Here is a 19,401-nt window from a genome sequence, read left to right on the forward strand (position 1 = left end):
CGCTGGGCGATGCTTGCGATTTCTGGCTGATGCCGCAGTGGGAAAGGAAGCTGGCGCGCTATGGCAACGTCCAGCTATGGCGGGACACCTTGCGCCACTTCACCACCGCCGCGGCGCAACTACCGGCGCCCGTGCGCGAGCTGACCGAGCAGATGCAGCACCTGGGAATGGCACTGGAGCAGGAAGCGGTCTGGTTGCCTCCTTTGTAGATGCATGCACAAACACGTCACGCCATACGAACTCGGATGCTGCAATTTTACCACTCGACGAGGACGACCTCCGTGTCGAGGACCGCAATGCAGCGATCTCAGTCGTTCGGCGCCACCATTTGTGCTTACCGTAGCGGACCGATTACGGTCATCACGATTTGCCGAAACCAACTGCTGATCACAGCCCTCGGGGTCGAGGTAAAGGTGCGCCGGCAAGAATTGGCGCTGTCTCAAGAGGATGTGGCCGGGCGCTGTGAGGTCGACCGTCCATTCATCACGATGATCGAAAGCGGACGGAAGCAGCCCACCATCAGCGTCCTGCACCGTCTTGCGGAAGCTTTGGAGCTTTCGCTGGGTGAGCTCTGCCAACGGGTAGATGATAGGAACCGAACCGAACCGAACCGAACCGAACCGAACCGAACCGAACCGGACCGAACCGAACCGAACCGAACCGAACCGAACCGAACCGAACCGAACCGAACCGAACCGAGCTAAGAGCAGCGACAGGCTCGTGAACCAATTTGAATGAGGTGTTAAGTGGCGCCTTCGATGCCGCCCGATCGCTCGCAGTAGCTATCGCGGCACACGCCACTTTTCATGTTTATTAAAAGTCATTATCATTATCCTTAAGCTGTTTTTGTTGCGATTAGGATCATTATGTTGACTTTTAATCTCTCGACCCCCGTTGAAATCCTGCAGGCACTGGGTGTGCGTCTGCGCGAGCAGCGGCTTGCCCAGTCGCTTACGCAGCGTGAACTGGCGCAAATGGCCGGGCTGTCGTTGGGGGCATTGCGCAAACTCGAAACGGACGGACAATGCTCGCTGGAAACACTGGTCCGCGTCGCGCAGGCGCTTGGCTTGCTGGAGGCGCTGGACGATCTCTTCGTGCTCAAACGGCAATCCATCGCCCAGATGGAGCAGGTTGACCTTGTCAGCCGCCGCCAGCGTGCGCCGCGCAAGAAGGCATCATGAAGTCGCTCACCGTGCATTATTGTGGCTGGGGCGAAGACTGGCCGTTGGGGCGGTTAGCTGATGACGGTCAATCCCTGCTCTTCGAATACTCCGCCGAAGCTCTGGCTCAGGGCTTGGAACTGTCACCCTTACACCTCAAGTTGCGTGCAGATGCCTACGGTAGCTTTCCGCCTCACCTGCATCGCCTTCCGGGCCTGATCGCCGACAGCCTTCCTGACGGCTGGGGCTTGCTGCTGATGGACCGCCTGTTTCGTCAGCAGGGTGTGCGTCACCCCGGGCCACTGGACCGGCTGGCCTTCATTGGTGGGCGCGCCATGGGTGCTTTGCGCTTTGTCCCGGTGAGCGATGCCGGCGCCCAGGAGCCCGACTGGTCCTTGCTCGCACTGGCCGAGCAAAGCCGGCTCGCGCTGGCTGGTGAAGCGGGTGCCGCCCTGCGCGAACTCGCGCTCACCGGCGGCTCGCCGCAAGGCGCCAGGCCCAAGGCGCTGGTGCAGTACGACGCCGCGACCGGGCAAGTCAGCACCCGTCCTGATGCGCCCGGCAACCCCTGGCTGGTCAAGTTTCCCGCGCAGAACGAACACAAGGAAGTCTGTGTCATCGAGCAGCTTTATGCCGAGTTGGCTCGGGATTGTGGGCTGGACATACCCGAAAGTCGCTGCTTCGACCTTGGCCCTGAACTGGCGGCATTCGGCGTCGCACGCTTCGACCGCGAAGGCGGGCTGCTCGTGCCGGTGCATAGTCTGGCCGGATTGCTGCAGGTGGACTTCCGGATGCCTGGTGCTAGCGACTACACCGCCTTTCTGCGGGCCACCCGCTTCTTGACGCGTGACGAGCGCGAAGTGGAGAAGGCTTATGCACGAGCCGTTTTCAACGTGCTCTTCCACAACCGTGACGATCATCCGAAGAATTTCGCATGGCGTCTCGGACGTGACCGGCGCTGGCGGCTGGCACCCGCCTTCGATCTGACCTTCAGCGAGGGCCCGATGGGTCAGCACCACCTGGACATTTGCGGCGAAGGCGCCGCCATCGAACGCCAGCATCTGCTGCGCCTGGCGAAGGAGGGGGGCGTATCGATCAAACAGGCAGAGGAGGTCATCGACCGGATGTTGCTGGAGGCACGCTCATTGGCTGAGCGATTTGAGCGCGTTCCGATTAGGCAGACGATGGCGCAGCAGATAAAATCCGTCATTGATACCTGTCGCCAGCGCTTGGAGCGCTGAATCCGAGCATCTCGCAATGGCTCGAGTTCACCGCTGAACATACTCAGCACTGCGTTCTTTGAGTACAAGCATGAGTATTTTCTTGGGCGGTGTAGCCTGTTAATTGTTTAAATCAATGCCTCGCAGGCGCAATCGCGCCTTAACGTCTAACTGGAGCGCCCAAGGGGCTAAGCCGGGCTGGCTGCGTGCTTGGCCCGCTGCCCCGAGCGGTCCGGCTGCCAGCCTGCAGAAGCGGCTGGCGCGCCGTCCACGCTTCTGCGCGTTACCGCTATCACCGATCTGCCTGAGGACTGTCTACGCTCATGCCCATGCAACACATCCACCACGTCGCCATCATCTGTTCCGACTACCCGCGGGCGAAGCACTTCTACACCGTGGTGCTGGGCTTGCAGGTGATTGCTGAGACCTACCGTGAGGCGCGCGACTCGTGGAAGCTGGATCTGGCCATCGGTGCAGCGCAGATCGAGCTGTTTTCTTTTCCCGGCGCACCGGCGCGGCCGTCGTATCCCGAGGCGCAGGGCTTGCGACATCTGGCGTTTGCTGTGGATAACATTGATGTGGCGATCGCCGAGTTGCATGCCCACGCCGTGCACACTGAGCCGGTGCGTACCGATGAGTTGACTGGCAAGCGCTTTACCTTTTTTAGCGATCCGGACGGACTGCCGCTCGAATTGTACGAACGTTGATCCAGGTTGCAGCAGGCACCCGCCCCGGATAGCCCGCCCGACTCAACAAAAAAGCCCGACGCAGCGATGCGGTCGGGCTTTTTGTTTGGGCGCCTGAGCGCCGGGGCGGTGGTTCAGCGCGTCTGGCGCGAGGCCGAAGCAATGCGGCTAGCGCTGATGGCCAGTGGCAGCAATTGCTTCAGTACCGTGATGCTGAGTGAGGTCAGACCGAGGGCGGCCATCAGCGTCACGGCCAGGTTATCGGAATAAACCGCATCGTGCAGGCTCTTGGCGAAGGTGACGTTGCGCAGCGCGCCCAGCACGGCCCATAACGCGATCCAGCCGCCAATGCAGAGCAGCACACGGCCGACCAACACGCGTTTGCGATCCGCCTGGCCGTGGAACAACCACGTCAACGTGGGCAACAGGATAGAAAACAGCAGCAATGTCACTACGGCAAAAATTGCGGGCGTAGTAAGTCTCAAGACATCAGGTAATTCGGGCGAAATCCAGGCGGCAATAAAGCCCGCGATGGCGCCAATTTGCACTCGTTCAAATAACGAATGCTTAGGTGCAGGAGTTTGCGGCATGGCAAGCGTTTTCTTACGACGATAAATTTTTTAATAATTGCCGCTGACGATTATCGATTTAGTAATTGTTGTATTTTTATGTAGCGTAAGCGGGGTTTTTTAAGCATTTGTGGGAGCAATCCTACCGTTGAATCAGGACTAGCGGCTATGGAAGTATCCATATGTGTCGTGCGGGTGCAACAAGCGTAGCAAAATGTATACAACATGCCGCGTAAGGCGGATACGCGTGCAAGCCGCTAGGGGCCTAGAGCTTTCAGAAAAAATTACTAAATAAGACAGCTAAACTGCGATATCTCCGATGGTCTGCTGTCGACCAATTGGAAAAATATGAGAGTTCGCTCATGAACTCTTTTATAATTTTTCGCGATTCTCGGAATGCTCCTATGCGCTTACGACGAATTACCTCCGTTTCCTGACGGCGTCGAAGTTCACGCGGTGTTCCTTCGCAGCCACAGGCCTCTGTAAATTCCCTGTTGACTGCGTGGCCCCCCAGCCATGGCGCGGGGGCTGTTTTGTGAAGTTGAAATGAAGCTGAATTTTCTTGCTGCCCAACTCTCTCTCGTTGCCACCTCTGTTTGCCTTGCTGCCTCCGCCTACGCCGATACTTGCCTGTCGGGTAATGGCGATTGTCAGACCATACCCATGTCGGCAATCAATGCAGCCAACGCGCAAAGCGCCAATGACCCCGCGCAAGCCAATGTGTACGGCGCAGATGGCGCGGATGGCTCGGGTAGCGGCTACGGCGCCAATAGCGTTAATGGCAGTGGCTACAGCGGGATTCCCCAATTTCCTTCGATCGCTGGCCAGTCTGCCAACGGTCTGTCTCTGCAAAACCCGCGCATGAACGCCATGCAAGCCCAATTGCGCAATGGCCAGCAGCTCGGCATGGGCACGACGCCCGGCATGAATGGCTTCAGCGGTTTTAATGGCAGCAATCAGCCGCCGCAGGGTTCGTGCTTGATGCCGGGCCAGTTCAACGAAATCCAGCGCTATTTGTGCGTCGGCAATAACGTGTATCTGCCCATCTTTGGCCAAAGCGTGTTTCGCCAGCCCAATGCGCAGAACCAGCCCGATGCGGTGGCGGTGGCGCCGGACTATGTGTTGGGCATAGGTGATTCGTTTTCGGTGCGCATCTGGGGCCAACTGGACGCCGATCTGCAACTGACCGTCGACCGCTCCGGCAGCGTGTTTATTCCGCGCGTGGGCACGATCTCGGTGGTGGGCGTGCCGTTTGGCGCACTCAAGCAGCATCTGACCCACGAAGTGGGCCGCGTCTTCCGCAATTTCGACATGGCCGTGACCATGGGCGCGCTGAAAAACCTGCAGGTTTTTGTGGTGGGTTTTGTCCAGCAGCCGGGCACCGTCAACGTCAACTCCTTGTCCTCGATCATGAACGCGCTGTACGCCGCTGGCGGCCCGACCGCCAATGGCAGCATGCGCAATATCCAGCTCAAGCGCGGCAACAAGGTGGTGCAGAACTTTGATCTGTACGACTTGCTGCTCAAGGGCGACAAGAGCGGCGATGTGATGCTGCAACCGGGCGATGTCATTTACGTGCCCGCAGTCGGGCCGCAAGTGGCGCTGCGTGGTGCGGTGCGCCAGGCGGCGATTTACGAAGTAAACGGCAAGGAATCTTTGCAACAGCTGATCGAGCTGACTGGTGGTTCCACTTCTAATGCGCTGGATGCCGTGGTTTCGATTGAACGCGTGGCTGCAGGCAAAGGGCGCGTGGTGGAATCAACCCGAATGGCCGATGCCAGCAAAGTCTTTCTGCGCGCCGGTGACATCGTGCAGGTCTACAAAGTATCGAACCGCATCGACCAGATGGTCAGCTTGCGCGGCAACGTCACCCAGCCGGTGCGGCAGGCGTGGCACGACGGCATGCATGTCAGCGACCTGATCACCAGCCGCGACATGTTGCTGGCGCCTGAATTCTGGACCACGCGCTATCAGCTCGATGACAAGCCCGCCACCCTGGGCGGTCTTGAAAACGTGCGCCGCACCCTGGTCACCGATCAAAACGAAATCAACTGGGAATACGCCGCCATCGAGCGGATCGACCCGGTCACGCTCAGCACGCGTCTGGTGCCGTTTAACCTGGCCCAGGCCATCAGCAAAGATCCGCAACAAGACCTGGTGCTACAAGCGGGTGATGCGGTGCATGTGTTTGCCAAGAGCGACATTCAGGTATCCAGCGTGCACAAGAGCCGCTATGTGCGGATCGAGGGCGAAGTGGGCGTGCCCGGTATCTATGAAGTAAAGCCGGGCGAAACGCTGGAAGAGCTGGTGGTGCGCATAGGTGGTGTCACCCCGCGCGCCTATCTGTATGCCGCCCAGTTCAATCGCGAATCGGTGCGTGAACATCAGCAAACCGAGATTGATCGCATGCTGGATCAGATGGCGGTGGATACCCAGCGCGAAGGCGCGAGCCAGGCTGCGAATGCCTTCAGCGCCACGCAGGCCGCCAACGCCACCAGCCAGCAAGAAGCCAACCAGTTGCTGATCAGCAAACTGCGCACGCAAAAGGCCACCGGCCGCATCGTGCTGGGCATGCAACCGGATGCCGCCGATGTAGAAACGCTGCCGCAGGTTGAGCTGGAAGATGGCGACACCTTTTTTGTGCCGACCCGGCCTGCCACCATCGCCATCGTCGGCGCCGTGTTCAACCGCAACACCGCCTTTGTGTACGACAAGCGCAAAACCATAGGCGACTACCTGCATCTGGCGGGCGGCCCCACCAACAACGCCGATGCTGCGCAGATTTATGTGGTGCGCGCCGATGGCAGCGTGATCAGCCAGAACCAGACCAGCATGTTTGGCAACGTCAAACGCGCCACCGCCTTGCCGGGCGACACCATCGTGGTGCCGGAACAAGTGGATCACACCACCTTTGTGAAATCGGCGCTGGACTGGACGCAGATTCTGTCCAACTTTGCCACTGGCGTGGCGGCGATCAAGGTGTTGGGTGACTGAGATGAATAATCCGACTCCTGTAACCACCGCTGCTGTCGCGGACGAACTGAACCTGCTCGACCTGCTGATTATTCTGGCGTCGCGCAAACGCATGATCTTGTGGACCACGCTGGCGTTCTGCGCGGCGTCGGTGGTCTATTGCATTGTGGCCAAGCCGGTTTTTGAAGGCAAAACCACCCTGTTGCCGCCGCAGCAGCAAAATGCGGCATCCGCCTTGATGTCGCAACTCGGCGGCCTTGCGGGCGGGCTGGGAAGCAGCGCCTTGGGCCTCAAGAACCCGGCCGATATCTACGTCGCCATGCTGCAGAGCGATTCGATTGCACTGCGCCTGATCGAGCGCTTCAAGCTGCAAGCGCTGTACAACGACAAAACCATGGTGGAGACGATCAAGGATCTGAACCATCACACCGATGTGGTTAACGGTAAAGATGGCTTGATGGCGGTCACGGTGCAGGATGAAGATCCAAAGCGTGCCGCCGCACTGGCCAATGCTTATGTCGAAGAGCTGCAAGCGTTGACCAAGCGCCTGGCCACCACCGAAGCCGGCACCCGCCGCATGTTCTTTGAACAACGCCTGAAAGATGCCAAAGATCATCTGGCCGATGCCGAAGTCGAGTTGAAGCGCACGCAAGAAAAGACCGGCGTGTTGCAACTGGAAGATCAGGGTCGTGCTTCCATCCAGAGCCTGGCTTCGATCAAGGCGCAAATCGCGGCCAAAGAAGTGCAATTGCAGGTGATGGGCAAGGGAATGACCGATTCCAACCCGGACTACACGCGTACCCGTGCCGAGTTGTCCGGCCTGAATCAGCAACTGCAGGCGCTGATGAAGGGGGGCGCGGGCGACGACGATGTCATCCTGGCCAAATCGAAAGCGCCTGAGGTCGGCCTGACCTATGTGCGCAAACTGCGTGACGTCAAATACTACGAGACGCTGTTTGAACTGTTGGCGCGCCAATACGAAATGGCACGCCTGGACGAAGCCAATCAGGGCGCCATCATCCAGGTGGTCGATTACGCTTTGCCGCCAGAAAAGAAAGCGCGCCCCAAGCGTGCGCTGGTGGTCTTGCTGGCCACGGTGGCCGGGCTGTTGTTGTCTATCGTCGCTGCGTTTGTGGGCCATGCGCTCAGCATGCTCAAAGCCGATCCGGCCCAGGCCGAGCGCCTGGCGCAATTGCGCAGCTTGATGCGGCGGGGCTGATGTGAGCTTTATCGGACTAAGACAGCGTTTGGCCGGGCAACGTCAGTTGCTGGTTAACTTTGCCTCGCTGTCTTCGATCAACCTGCTCAATATGCTGGCCCCGGTCATCGTGATCCCGTGGCTGTTGCACACGCTTGGCGTGCGACAGTACGGCGTGATCGCGCTGCACCAGTACCTGGGCCAGTTTGTGTTGATGCTGGTTGATTTTGGTTTCAATACCTGGTCCGTGAATGAAGTCGCTGGCCGCACCGATGATCGCGCCGGGCTGGCCCGGCTGGTGGGCAGTATTTATCTGATCAAGCTGGCGCTCAGTGGCCTGGTGGTGTTGGCGATTGCCGTGCTGACGCTGATGCCGCAATGGGCCGATGCCGCAGGCCTGAGCCTGCCGTTGCTGGCCGCCTTCGCCGCCGTGGGCGTGGTCAATTCGTTCTATCCGGGCTGGTTGTTCCAGGGGCTGGAACGTATCCACGCCATGATCATGCCGACTGCGCTGGCGCGTATGGGCACGCTTGCACTGGTGTTTGCGCTGGTGCGCGGCCCGCAGGATATGTGGGCGGTGCCGTTGGCGTATCTGGTGTCGGGCCTGTTGCTGAATATCAGCGCGGCCCGCCAGGTGCTGTGTGCCGTGGGCATGCCCGGCCTGTTGCCGTGGCGCGAGATCGGCGTTGTGGTCAAACAGGCCGGTGAAGTGTTCTGGTCGCGTCTGATCATCATGGTTTACGTGGCGTGCTCACCGATGCTGGTGCGCGCGGCGGCCGGGCCGGAAGGGGTGGCGATTTACAGCCTGTGCGAAAAAGCCGTCAACCTGGGCCGCGTGCCGTTCGACATGCTGGCCAACGCAGCCTACCCCCGGCTGGCGCGCGAATATCGCAAAGCATTTGCCCAGCGGCTGCTGCAAGTGCAACTGCTTGCCGCCATCGCCACGGTGTTGTTGCTGGTGCTGGTGCTGCAATTTGTCGGGCCGTGGTTGCTGCCCAGCCAATGGGCCCATGCCAGCAAATATCTGATGCTGTACGGCCTGGCGCTGATCCCCATCGCCGCCCACAGTTTTATGGGCACCTGCGTGTTGCTGGTTCACGGCAAACGTTGGGCCCTGAGCCTGAGCATCGTGGTTGGCCTGGCCGCCTACGTGCTGGCCTGGATCGCGGGTGGCTGGTATTTCGCCGACCCCGTGGCGCATGTCATCACCGCAATGGTGATGGTCGAATTCGGCATTTGCGCCAGCCGTTATTTTCATTCGCGTCATTCTGGATTGATATGAACAAGCCTTCCCGACACATCGGCGTGATTCTCGCCGCCGGCCGCGGAGAACGCAGCGGCTTTGACCGCCCCAAACAAATGATGAAGCTGGCGGGCCGCCCGCTGGTGGAACACACAATCGCGGTGTTCCAGGACAGCCCGGATATAGACCAGATCATCGTGGTCACCAACAAAGACTGCCAGGAACAGATCCAGGAACTGACCGCCAACCGGCGCTTCAGCAAGGTCAAAGCGGTCATCCTGGGCGGCAACGAGCGCTACGAATCCTCGCTGGCCGCCATCGCCGCCACCGAGCATCTGACGCGCGATTACGCCGTCAAACTGGTGTTCCACGATGCCGTACGCCCGCTGGTCAACGAACGCATCATCGCCGACGTGGTGCAGGCGCTAAAGCATTACAACGCCTGCGATGTGGTGGTGCCGACCACCGACACCATTGTTTCGGCCGACCCGCTGACCAACACCATCGACTTTATCCCCGACCGCAGCCGTTTGCGTAACGGCCAGACCCCGCAAGGCTTTGCCCTCGAAACGGTCAAGCTGGCTTATGAACGCGCGTTGCGTGATCCCGACTTCAAGACCACCGACGATTGCGGCGTGGTGCTCAAATATGTGCCGGACGAGAAGATCTATCTGGTCACCGGCGAGCAAGACAACATCAAGCTGACCTACCGCGAAGAACTGCAGATTCTGGACAAGCTGCTGCAGATGAAATCGCATCGCGCGGCCTATCAGCCCATCAATCCGCAAATCTTTGCCGAGCTGAAGCACAAGGTGCTGGTGGTGTTTGGCGGCAGCAGCGGCATAGGCCTGGATATGGTCAACCTGGCGCAAGCGCACCAGGCACGCGTGGTGGTTGCTGCGCGCAGCACCGGCGTCGACATCACCGATATTGCAGCGGTCAAACAGTGCCTGGCGCAAACCGCTGCCGAATTCGGCCGCATCGATTACGTGGTGAACACCGCCGCCGTGCTTACGCGTGAGCCGCTGGCCAATATGGATTACGCCGACGTGGCGCAATCGGTGCAAATCAACTACATGGGCGCGGTAAACGTGGCGCTGGCGTCGTTTGATTACCTGCGCCAGTCCAAAGGCCAGTTACTCAACTTCACCTCCAGTTCGTATACCTACGGTCGCGCCTTCTACAGCCTGTACAGCTCGGCCAAAGCGGCAGTGGTCAACCTGACCCAGGCGCTGGCCGAGGAATGGCACAGCGAAGGCGTGCGCGTGAACTGCATCAACCCGGAACGCACCGACACGCCCATGCGCAAACGCGCCTTTGGCACCGAACCGGCCGGTACGCTGATGTCGTCGCAGGATGTGGCGCAGCAAAGTCTTAATGTATTGCTCGGCAAAGTGACCGGGCAGATTCTGGATGTGCGCAAGCGATGAAAGAAAAGCATCGCAAGTTTCTGGCCATCTTCTGGCTGTTCACGCTCTATCCGCTGTCGTTTTTGATCCCACGCGACCAAAGGATGTGGGTGTTCGGCTGCTATCGCGATGTGTTCGCTGATAACGCCAAATATCTATATCTGTGGACCACCTTGCATGCCAAGGACGTGCGGCCGGTCTGGATTACCGGTTCGGCTACCGTGCTGAAAACGCTGCGTGAACAAGGCTATGAAGTCTATCTGCGCTGGTCATGGCGTGGGGTCTGGACCTGCCTGCGTTCTGGCGTTTACGTGTATGCGTCTTATCTTGAAGACATCAACTTCTTTACCAGTGGTGCCGCGTTACGCGTCAACCTCTGGCATGGTGTGGGCCTGAAGAAGATTGAGTTCAAGATCAATGAGGGTGCGCTGCGCAAATACTATCGGCGCACCATCTTCAACCCCTACCGCTTGCTGTTACCGGACAAATTTGTGCGTCCGGATGTGTTTTTGTCGACCTCGCCGATGATGACGGACCACTTCAGCGAGTGTTTCCGTATTGATCGGGCGCGCTGTTTTGAAGCCAGTTATCCGCGCCTTGATATCGACCACGACCATGCCTTGCAATCGGCCGCGTTGCGCTTTGGCGACTATGGCGGAGTTCAGCACGCCCTATCGAGCTTCTCGCGTCGCATCGTCTATATGCCGACATGGCGTGATTCGCGCGCGAGCGGCATCGATGTCGCGATCCGCGATCCGCATGCGCTGAACGCATCGCTGCGCAAAACCAACTCGGTAATGGTGATCAAGGCGCATCCGAACGAGCGCATTACGGCGCTCGCCGATCTCAGCAACATCATGATCTGGCCTGGCCACCTCGATATTTATCCCCTGCTGGCCAGCTTCGAAGTTTTGGTTACGGATTACTCCTCCATCCTGTACGACTTTATTGCGCTCGGTAAAACCGAGGTGGTGCTGTTCAATTACGACTTCGGCGACTACACCGCGCAATCACGTGATTTTGCTTATCCGTACCAGGAAAACGTGACGGGTTGCGTCGTGACTACCTTTGGCGAGCTCTGCAACCTGCTTGAGCAGCCAGCGTTGCCGGTGGATCACAAGCACGGCGAGATTTTCCAGCGTTTCTGGGCGCATCCGGAACTGGGTTGCCAGCAGATTTATCAGCACATCGCCGAATCCGCTGCAGCGGGCCGCAGTACATACAGGGCGGCGGCATGATCTTGTCGCTCGAAATCCTGCGCAAATACGGCTTCACGCTGTTTGTAGTCGGCTCCGGCTGCTACCTGACGCAGATCATGTCGCTCAGCCCGGTGTACTTGCTGTTCGTGCTGGCCGCGCTCGGCATCGGCCTCGCCTTGCTCGGCGGCAGCCGTAGCTTGCGCCTTGATTCGATCTTTTTTCTGTCCGCAATCTGCATGGCCTATGCGATTTCCTTGCACGGCGTCGATTCCGACCTCGGCTCATTGGTCGGTTACGTCTTCTCCTTGCTGGCCGGGCTGATGGTGTATTGGTCGTATCCGGTAAATCCATCGGCGCGTCGCACTGCTGCCAGCGCAGTGCGGGGCTATATCTATTTCTCCACCGTGCTCGGCGTTGCCGAGGCTGCTTATCGCCTCACGCATCCGTCGTTCGATAAATGGAACGCCAGCCAGATTGCCAAACTGGAAACCGAGAACCTGCTGTTCTACCCGTACAAGATGTCCAGCATCATGTATCAGGACTCGAACTTCGTCGGGATGTGGTTGCTGTTTACCTTCCTGATTGCCTTGCTTGGCGGCCTTGGCGTCGGGCGCAAATGGATGCTGGCGCTGTTCGTGTTGCTGTGCCTGACATTTTCACGCGCGGCAATCGCCGCCTCTATCCTCGGCATGGTCTATCTGGCCTATACCCGTTCGCGCTTCAAGCCGGTCTATATCGGGTTTGCCGCGACCATGGTCACGGTGTTTTTTTCGTGGGCCGTCACCGACGAGAGCTTTCTATCCAAGATCGAGATTCTTCAGTCTGCGGTCTGGTATGCCAACAAAGCATCTACCTATGAGCTTTTCTTCGGCGTTGGCTTGGGCAATTCGATTGATGCACTGATAGACCGCGCCTCGCACAACCTGTTGGTCACTTTGTTTGTTGAAACCGGCGTAGTCGGGATGTTTGCGTATATCGCGCTTGTCATCGCGTTCTTGCGCAAAGCCAGATCAATGACGCCGGTGGTTATTTTGTATGTGGTCGCGGGGATGTCGTTGGCCAGCCTGGCCACGCCATATATCTTTGTGGTGCTCGCGCTTTATGCAAAACACCTTGAGCAGGAAGCGCGTTCATGACGCTGGAACACCCTCAGATTTCGGTCATTATCCCGGCTTACAACGTACGCCCCTGGATAGAGCAGGCCATCGCCAGCTTGCTGGCGCAAACGTTCCAGGATTTCGAGATCATCGTCGTTGACGACGGCTCGACCGATGGCACACGCCAGTGGTTGCAGACGGCGGCACAACATACACCGCGCCTGCGCGTGTTTTTCAATCCGCACAATCTCAAGATTGCCCGTACGCTCAATGTGGCACTGAGCCACGCGCGCGGCACCTACATTGCCCGCATGGATGCCGATGATGTGGCCGAGCCAGAGCGCCTGCAAAAGCAGCTGGCATGGCTGCATGCGCATCCGGATTGCGCGTTGGTGGGGTCGCAGATGACCAGCATCGATGAGCAAGGTCGCCATCTGGGTCAGTCAAATGGCCCTGTATCTACGGCTCAGGCTGCGCGCGTGGTTGCACTGTCTTCGCCGGTGCCACATATCTGGCTGTGCAAGAAAGCCTTGTATGACCAATTGGGCGGTTACCGCGAGATGCCGGGTGTTGAGGACTATGATTTTTTGTTGCGGATGCATAGCCTCGGCCTGCGCTTCTGCAATCACCCCGATGCGCTGATGCGGATCCGGCTGCGTGCGGGTAATACGGCTTCCACATCGGCACTGCGCCAACGCAAAGCGCAGAACTACGTGCTGGGCCTGTACCGTGAACGTGCAATGCATGGTGGTGCGGACTCTTTTTCTGAGCAGGCCTGGCAAGCCGCGTTGCGCGCCAACGGGCTTACGCACTGGTTGCACAGCCGTTCTTCACGCTGGCTGGCCTCAGCCATTGGCGCTGCCGGTTTGCGTCGCTTCATGCTGGTGGCCGGTGCGGCATTGCTGTCGCCATATAACGCGCAATATCTGGCGCGTCGTATTGCTTTCCGTCTCGTATTGCGGAGGCAGGCATGAACCTCCTTTTCATCGTCCCCTCACTCGCCAACAAAGGCCCGGTACGGGTGATCCAGCAACTGTCGCTGGCGCTGACCGCCAGCGGCCATCGCTGCACGGTGTGGTACCTGGACGACCTGGCTGGCCTTGATTTTGGCTGCGAAACCCGGCGGGTGTCGTTCTGGGACAAGCTCGACTTTACTGGCTTTGATGTGATCCACAGCAATGGCATCCGGCCCGATGCCCTGGTGGCGAAGGCGCGTTTGCAGGGGCTGAAGACGCCGAGTATTTCCACCATCCATAACTACGTGGGTATTGATCTGGCCTATCAGTACAACCGGCTGGTGTCGCTGGTGTTCTCGTCCTTGTGGATCATGTTGTGGGGTTATCAACAGCGCCTGGTCGTGCTCAGCGACGACGCCCGCCAGTATTACCGCCGCTATTTTCCGGGCGACAAGCTTTGCGTTATTCCCAACGGGCTGGCGTGGGCGGACTCCGCCAGTCCGCAACCCGATGCGGTGCTGCAGTCGGTGGCTGCGCGCAAGCAAAACGCGTTTGTGATCGGCGCGTGCGCCCAGGTCACTGCGCGTAAAGGCCTGGAGCAGATGATCGATCTGCTGGTGTTCGAGCAGGACTGCGTTTTTGTGCTGGTCGGCGACGGCAAGACCTTGGCCGCGCTACAGCAGCGTGCAGGCGAGTTGGGTGTGGCGGACCGCTGTGTGTTTACCGGATTCCGCGAAGACGCCCGCGCGTTTTTGCCGCTATTTGATTGTGTTGCGCTGCCGTCGCGCTCAGAGGGGTTCCCGCTGTCCTTTATTGAGGCTGCGGCGTGTGGTCGGCCGATTCTGGTTTCGAATATAGCCGTGTTCAAAGACGCTGTACCCGCCGACGCGGCCGCTTTCTTTGAGCTGGACGACATGGACTCGCTGCGCGCCGCCGTGGCCCAGGTACGCACACGCGGCGCCACGCTGGGCCGGCGCGCCCGCGTTTTGTACGAGCGTGAATTCACCGTCGAGATCATGGCGCGCCGCTACCTTGCGCTGTATCGCGCGTTGCGCCTGCCGGCATCCGGAGCAATGGATACCAATGGGCACGTAGAAGGAAAGTCGACATGACCCGCCTGACGCCGCAAACCATGCCCAAGCAGGGTACTCAGCCCTACAGCCTGCTCGGCTCCGTCTACATCCGTGAAAACCCGACCGCGTTGGCGCAGTGTCTGGAAAGCGTCGCCATAGCCGTGGCTGGGGAGACGGCCGAGGTGGTGCTGGTGCAGGACGGTCCGCTCACGCCCGAGTTGTTGGCGGTGATCGAGCGCTTTCGCGCGCGCATGCACCTTGTCGACGTGGTGTTGCCGCGCAACGTCGGCTTGGGCCCGGCGCTGAATGCGGGGCTGGCGCGCTGCAGTCATGATCTGGTGGCGCGCTTTGATACGGACGATATCTATCCGGCCATGCGTTTTACGCTGCAGGCCGAGCGCTTTGCCAGCCAGCCGGATCTGGCCCTGCTGGGCGGCTGGATTGCCGAATTTGTGAATGACCCGGCGCACCCGCATGCGGAGCGGCGTACGCCGGTGTCGCATGACGCCATTCAACGCTACGCGCGCCAGCGCAATCCGTTTAACCACATGACGGTGATGTTCCGCAAACAGGCGGTGCAAAGCGTGGGCGGCTATGGCGGCGAGCATCTGTTTGAGGATTACGCCTTGTGGGTGCGGCTGCTGCAGGCGGGTTATCGCACCGACAATCTGCCCACCATCCTGACCTATGCCCGCACCGGCGTCGGCATGTATCAGCGCCGTGGCGGCTGGCGTTATGCCTTGAGCGAATGGCGTTTGCTGTGGCAGTTCTATCGCAGCGGTTTTATTGGTGGGCGGCAGTTATTAAAGAGCGCGGCGACGCGTCTGCCGGTGCGCTTGTTGCCGGCGGCGGTGCGCGGTTGGGTTTATCGCGTGCCTTTACGTGCCCAGGCGGCGCGAGTGTGAATTTGCAATGGCTATTACAAGAATGAATTTGTCGATCTGGAGGTGCACGTGGCCACGTTTCTGATTTATGGCGGCACTTTGCTGGTGTCTTTTGTCATGACCTGGCTGGTTATCCGCTTTGACCATCTGCACGGTCATCTGACGGCCGATCACGATCTGACGGGCACGCAAAAATTCCATGCGCTACCGGTGCCGCGCATTGGCGGCGTCGGGCTGTTTACCGCAATGGCATTGATGGCATTGGCGGCCAAGGCATGGAACTGGCATTCGTCCACGCCGCTATTGCTGCTGTGGGTGTCGAGCATTCCGGCGTTTGTGATCGGGCTGATCGAAGACATGACCAAGCGCGTCTCGCCCGCCATGCGGCTGGTGGGCGTGATGGTGGCGGCTGCGGTGGGGGTGGCCTTGTTAGGCGCCCGGCTGGATCGGCTGGATGTGGTCGGGCTGGATACGCTGATGCAGTTTTCGGCGCTGTCGTTTGCTTTCACCCTGGTGGCGGTGGCCGGTGTGTCGAACGCGGTCAACATCATCGATGGTTACAACGGCCTGGCGGCGGGCGTGTCTTGTCTGATCTTTGCCGGGCTGGCCTATGCCGCCTTCAGGGTAAACGACCATCTGGTGCTGCATGCCAGTCTGGGCATGATCCTGGCGTTGCTGGGTTTTCTGATCTGGAATTTCCCGCGCGGCTTGATCTTTCTGGGGGATGGCGGCGCTTATTTTGTCGGCTTTATGGTGGGCGAATTGTCCGTACTGTTGCTGGTACGCAATCCCACCGTGTCGGTGTGGTATCCGCTGGTGCTGTGTAGTTATCCGGTGTTCGAGACGCTGTTTTCTATCTATCGCAAGAAATTTGTCCGCGGTCAGTCTCCGGGCCAGCCGGACGGCGTGCACATGCATATGCTGATCTACAAGCGGCTGGTGCGGATGCATCTGCGCTCGACCAATGCGCGCTCCAAGACGCTGCGCAATTCGTTTACGTCGATTTATCTGTGGGCGCTGGCGGCCATCAGCGCCATCCCGGCGATGATCTTCTGGGATAGCTCGGTGGCGTTGTGGATCTTGGCGGCCATCTTCTGCTGGTTTTATGTCTGGCTGTATACGGCCATCGTGAACTTCCAGCATCCGGTGTGGCTGACGGTGTCACCGCGTCGCAAAAAAGACCGCGTGCTGGACGAAAAATAATCCACAGGCAGGCGGGTATAAAAACGGCATGTGCAGCCTGAGCTGCCATGCCGTTTTTTGCATCAAGGGGCGCCGGTCGGGATCAAGCCAGCGCGCGCGCCGCTTCGATGACGATGCCGACGGCGTCGACTTCGGTTTTTTTCATGGTCTCGGCGTTGGGGATTTCTTGCTGGGTGCGGTTGACGATAACGCCGGCGATCATGCCTGCACGCAAACCCATCGAAGCACACATGGTCAGCAAGGTGGCCGATTCCATTTCGTAGTTCATCACGTGCAGCGCCTGCCATTGCTGCATCGAGCCTTGCCATTCCTTGTTTACGCGGCCGGAATAGGTGTCGTAGCGTTCCTGACCGGGGTAGAAGGTGTCGGACGATGCGGTGATGCCGATATGCGCCGTTGCGCCCAGTTTGCTGGCCGCCGCCACCAACGCGGTGGTGCAGGCAAAGTCCGCCACGGCGGGGTATGCGGCCGGGGCAAAGTGGTAGCTGGCGCCATCCAGCCGCACCGAGCCGGTGGTAATCAGCACGTCGCCCACATTGATATGCGGCTGGATTGCGCCGGTGGTGCCGACGCGCAAAAAGGTGCGGATGCCCAGCTGCGCCAGTTCTTCCACCGCGATGGAGGTGGAGGGGCCGCCGATGCCGGTGGAACACACCACCACCGGTTTGCCGTCGAGTTCGCCGATCCAGCTGACAAATTCACGATGGCTGGCCAGCGGCTGCGGGTTCTGCATCAGTTCTGCAATGCGTTGGCTGCGCGCCGGGTCGCCCGGCACGATGGCCAGGGTGGCGCCTTTGAGCATGGCCTTGTTCAGGCCCAGGTGAAACACTTCGGACTGGCTGGAAGCTTGCGACATGATCGGGTCCTGATTCGGTTAGGCGTTAGCGTTGGGGTCGAGATAAAACGCGCCGGGCAACAAGGCGCTGGCGCTGGTGACCTCGGTATCGCCTTGCAGATTGGTCAATACCACTTCAAGCGTGGGGGAGCCGATTTCGATCATCACCTGGCGGCAGGCCCCGCACGGCGCGATGGGGCCGTCGGTATCGCCAATGACCGCCAGGGTGGCGAAATCACCGGGGCGATAGCCCGCAGCGACGGCGGCAAACAAGGCGGTGCGCTCAGCGCAGTTGCACAGGCCGTACGAGGCGTTTTCTACATTGCAGCCATGAAACAACTTGCCGTCACGCGTGAGCAGCGCCGCGCCCACCTTGAATTTTGAGTACGGCGCATAGGCTTTTTCGCGCGCTTTGGCGGCTTCCTGTTTCAGTGTCTGATGGTCCATATCGGCTCCTTGTCGGGTTTCAGGCAGGCGTGCGTTGCAGGAACGTCAGGCCATCCGGAAACGGGTTGAGATCAAACCAGTGCGCCAGGCTCTGGCCCACATCGGCAAAGCTGGCACGCACGCCCAGGTTGGCGGGCGGAATACGTTTGCCGTAGACCAGCACCGGCACGTATTCACGCGTGTGATCGCTGCCGGGCCAGGTCGGGTCACAACCATGGTCAGCGCTGAGGATCAGCACATCGTCGTCGCGCAGCAGCTCATAGATTTCGGGCAGGCGCTGGTCAAAGTATTCCAGCGCGGCGGCATAGCCGGCCACATCGCGGCGATGGCCAAAATCCTGGTCGAAATTGACAAAGTTGGTCATCACGATGCTGCGTTCCGGCGCGGTGCGGGTGGCGTCCAGCGTGGCCTGCCACAAGGCTTCCGGGCCGGTGGCCTTGATCTTGTGGGTGATGCCGACGTGGGCGTAGATATCGGCAATCTTGCCGATCGAAACCACTTCGCCGCCGGCATCGGTCAACTTTTTCAGCACAGTATCGGCGGGCGGGGCCACGGCCAGATCGTGGCGGTTGCCGGTACGTTTGAAGTTGGCGGCGCAGGTGCCCACAAACGGGCGCGCGATAATGCGGCAGATGTTGTACGGCTTGACGGCTTCATAAGCGATTTCACACAGCTCGTTCAGTTTGTCGAGGCCGTAGGTTTCTTCGTGGCAGGCAATCTGCAGCACCGAATCGGCCGAGGTATACAGAATCGGCTTGCCGGTGCGCATATGTTCTTCGCCCAGCTCGGCAATGATGGTGGTGCCGCTGGCGTGGCAGTTGCCCAGATAGCCGGGCAAGTGCGCACGTGTGACCAGTTTGTCGAGTAACTCGGGCGGAAAGCTGTCGGTTTTCTTTTCGAAATAGCCCCAGTCAAAGCGCACCGGCACACCTGCCAGCTCCCAGTGGCCCGACGGCGTATCTTTGCCGGACGAAAGTTCGCGCGCGGCGGCATAGGCGCCGATCAAGTGCGGGCGCGGGTTAAAACCGGCAGGCAATTCGCCGCTGGCTAACTGCGCGGCCAGACCAAGGCCGAGTTGTTCCAGATGAGGCAAACGCAGCGGTCCGGCGCGGCCGATATCGGCTTTGCCTTCGGCACAAAACTGCGCGATATGGCCGATGGTGCTGGCCCCGGTGTCGCCAAACTGCGCCGCATCGGGGGCGGCGCCGATGCCAAAAGAATCCATGATCAAAACAATGGCACGCATGCG

19 protein-coding genes are annotated in these 19,401 nt (G+C 59.6%); 15 read left to right on the forward strand and 4 right to left on the reverse strand.

The features are described 5' to 3' along the window. From ACYQ1A_RS08260 to gloA2, 5 genes are all read left to right on the forward strand, one after another. The coding region (locus tag ACYQ1A_RS08260; RefSeq protein WP_499361634.1) for a hypothetical protein at nt 1–209 on the forward strand (209 nt) is incomplete at its 5' end. Between the two features lie 87 nt (nt 210–296). Beyond that, nucleotides 297–704, forward strand: coding sequence for a helix-turn-helix domain-containing protein (locus tag ACYQ1A_RS08265; RefSeq protein WP_499361635.1), 408 nt, complete (start codon nt 297–299; stop codon nt 702–704). Nucleotides 705–866: 162 nt separating this feature from the next. Then, complete coding sequence (locus ACYQ1A_RS08270) at nt 867–1,181, forward strand: helix-turn-helix domain-containing protein (RefSeq protein ID WP_499361636.1); 315 nt, start codon at nt 867–869, stop codon at nt 1,179–1,181. Beyond that, complete coding sequence (locus ACYQ1A_RS08275) at nt 1,178–2,401, forward strand: type II toxin-antitoxin system HipA family toxin (RefSeq protein ID WP_499361637.1); 1,224 nt, start codon at nt 1,178–1,180, stop codon at nt 2,399–2,401. Before ACYQ1A_RS08270 ends, ACYQ1A_RS08275 begins: the two co-directional genes overlap by 4 nt. A gap of 302 nt (nt 2,402–2,703) precedes the next feature. Then, nucleotides 2,704–3,087: an SMU1112c/YaeR family gloxylase I-like metalloprotein gene (gene gloA2 / locus ACYQ1A_RS08280; RefSeq protein WP_499361639.1), complete on the forward strand. Its 384-nt coding sequence runs from the start codon at nt 2,704–2,706 to the stop codon at nt 3,085–3,087. 113 nt (nt 3,088–3,200) lie between these two features. On the opposite strand, the gene ACYQ1A_RS08285 is transcribed toward gloA2, so the two are convergent. After that, nucleotides 3,201–3,656, reverse strand: coding sequence for a hypothetical protein (locus tag ACYQ1A_RS08285; RefSeq protein ID WP_499361640.1), 456 nt, complete (start codon nt 3,654–3,656; stop codon nt 3,201–3,203). Between the two features lie 642 nt (nt 3,657–4,298). Here ACYQ1A_RS08285 and ACYQ1A_RS08290 point away from each other — a divergent pair. The 10 genes from ACYQ1A_RS08290 to ACYQ1A_RS08335 are packed head-to-tail and all read left to right on the forward strand — an operon-like array spanning nt 4,299 to nt 16,870. After that, nucleotides 4,299–6,629 carry a polysaccharide biosynthesis/export family protein gene (locus tag ACYQ1A_RS08290; RefSeq protein WP_499361642.1) on the forward strand — a complete coding sequence of 777 codons (2,331 nt, stop codon included), beginning with the start codon at nt 4,299–4,301 and terminating at the stop codon, nt 6,627–6,629. A 1-nt stretch (nt 6,630) separates the two neighbouring features. After that, the gene (locus tag ACYQ1A_RS08295; RefSeq protein ID WP_499361644.1) at nt 6,631–7,827 is read left to right on the forward strand and encodes a GumC family protein; all 1,197 of its coding nucleotides are present in this window, start codon (nt 6,631–6,633) and stop codon (nt 7,825–7,827) included. Nucleotides 7,828–7,855: 28 nt separating this feature from the next. Further along, nucleotides 7,856–9,088: a lipopolysaccharide biosynthesis protein gene (locus ACYQ1A_RS08300; RefSeq protein WP_499361645.1), complete on the forward strand. Its 1,233-nt coding sequence runs from the start codon at nt 7,856–7,858 to the stop codon at nt 9,086–9,088. Then, nucleotides 9,085–10,479 (forward strand): SDR family NAD(P)-dependent oxidoreductase, encoded by a 1,395-nt coding sequence (locus ACYQ1A_RS08305; protein ID WP_499361648.1) that lies wholly within the window; start codon nt 9,085–9,087, stop codon nt 10,477–10,479. Before ACYQ1A_RS08300 ends, ACYQ1A_RS08305 begins: the two co-directional genes overlap by 4 nt. Then, nucleotides 10,476–11,696, forward strand: coding sequence for a CDP-glycerol glycerophosphotransferase family protein (locus ACYQ1A_RS08310; RefSeq protein WP_499361650.1), 1,221 nt, complete (start codon nt 10,476–10,478; stop codon nt 11,694–11,696). Before ACYQ1A_RS08305 ends, ACYQ1A_RS08310 begins: the two co-directional genes overlap by 4 nt. Beyond that, entirely contained in the window at nt 11,693–12,793 is a 1,101-nt protein-coding gene (locus tag ACYQ1A_RS08315) for an O-antigen ligase family protein (protein WP_499361652.1), read from the forward strand. Before ACYQ1A_RS08310 ends, ACYQ1A_RS08315 begins: the two co-directional genes overlap by 4 nt. Continuing rightward, entirely contained in the window at nt 12,790–13,728 is a 939-nt protein-coding gene (locus ACYQ1A_RS08320) for a glycosyltransferase family 2 protein (RefSeq protein WP_499361653.1), read from the forward strand. The genes ACYQ1A_RS08315 and ACYQ1A_RS08320 overlap by 4 nt, the downstream gene beginning before the upstream one ends. Further along, nucleotides 13,725–14,822 (forward strand): glycosyltransferase family 4 protein, encoded by a 1,098-nt coding sequence (locus ACYQ1A_RS08325; RefSeq protein WP_499361654.1) that lies wholly within the window; start codon nt 13,725–13,727, stop codon nt 14,820–14,822. Before ACYQ1A_RS08320 ends, ACYQ1A_RS08325 begins: the two co-directional genes overlap by 4 nt. Continuing rightward, on the forward strand, nt 14,819–15,688 hold the full coding sequence (locus ACYQ1A_RS08330; RefSeq protein WP_499361655.1) for a glycosyltransferase: 870 nt from the start codon (nt 14,819–14,821) through the stop codon (nt 15,686–15,688). The genes ACYQ1A_RS08325 and ACYQ1A_RS08330 overlap by 4 nt, the downstream gene beginning before the upstream one ends. 48 nt (nt 15,689–15,736) lie before the next feature. Beyond that, on the forward strand, nt 15,737–16,870 hold the full coding sequence (locus tag ACYQ1A_RS08335; RefSeq protein ID WP_499361656.1) for an MraY family glycosyltransferase: 1,134 nt from the start codon (nt 15,737–15,739) through the stop codon (nt 16,868–16,870). 82 nt (nt 16,871–16,952) lie between these two features. Here ACYQ1A_RS08335 and udp read toward each other — a convergent pair whose 3' ends face one another. From udp to ACYQ1A_RS08350, 3 genes are read right to left on the reverse strand one after another with little or no spacing between them, the layout of a single operon-like run. Then, the gene (udp, locus tag ACYQ1A_RS08340; protein WP_499361657.1) at nt 16,953–17,726 is read right to left on the reverse strand and encodes a uridine phosphorylase; all 774 of its coding nucleotides are present in this window, start codon (nt 17,724–17,726) and stop codon (nt 16,953–16,955) included. Nucleotides 17,727–17,744: 18 nt separating this feature from the next. After that, nucleotides 17,745–18,152 carry a cytidine deaminase gene (locus ACYQ1A_RS08345; protein WP_499361658.1) on the reverse strand — a complete coding sequence of 136 codons (408 nt, stop codon included), beginning with the start codon at nt 18,150–18,152 and terminating at the stop codon, nt 17,745–17,747. Nucleotides 18,153–18,171: 19 nt separating this feature from the next. Continuing rightward, nucleotides 18,172–19,398, reverse strand: a complete 1,227-nt coding sequence (locus ACYQ1A_RS08350) for a phosphopentomutase (protein ID WP_499361659.1) — start codon at nt 19,396–19,398, stop codon at nt 18,172–18,174. Nucleotides 19,399–19,401: the final 3 nt, after the last annotated feature.

This window comes from Silvimonas sp. JCM 19000 (genome assembly GCF_054652575.1).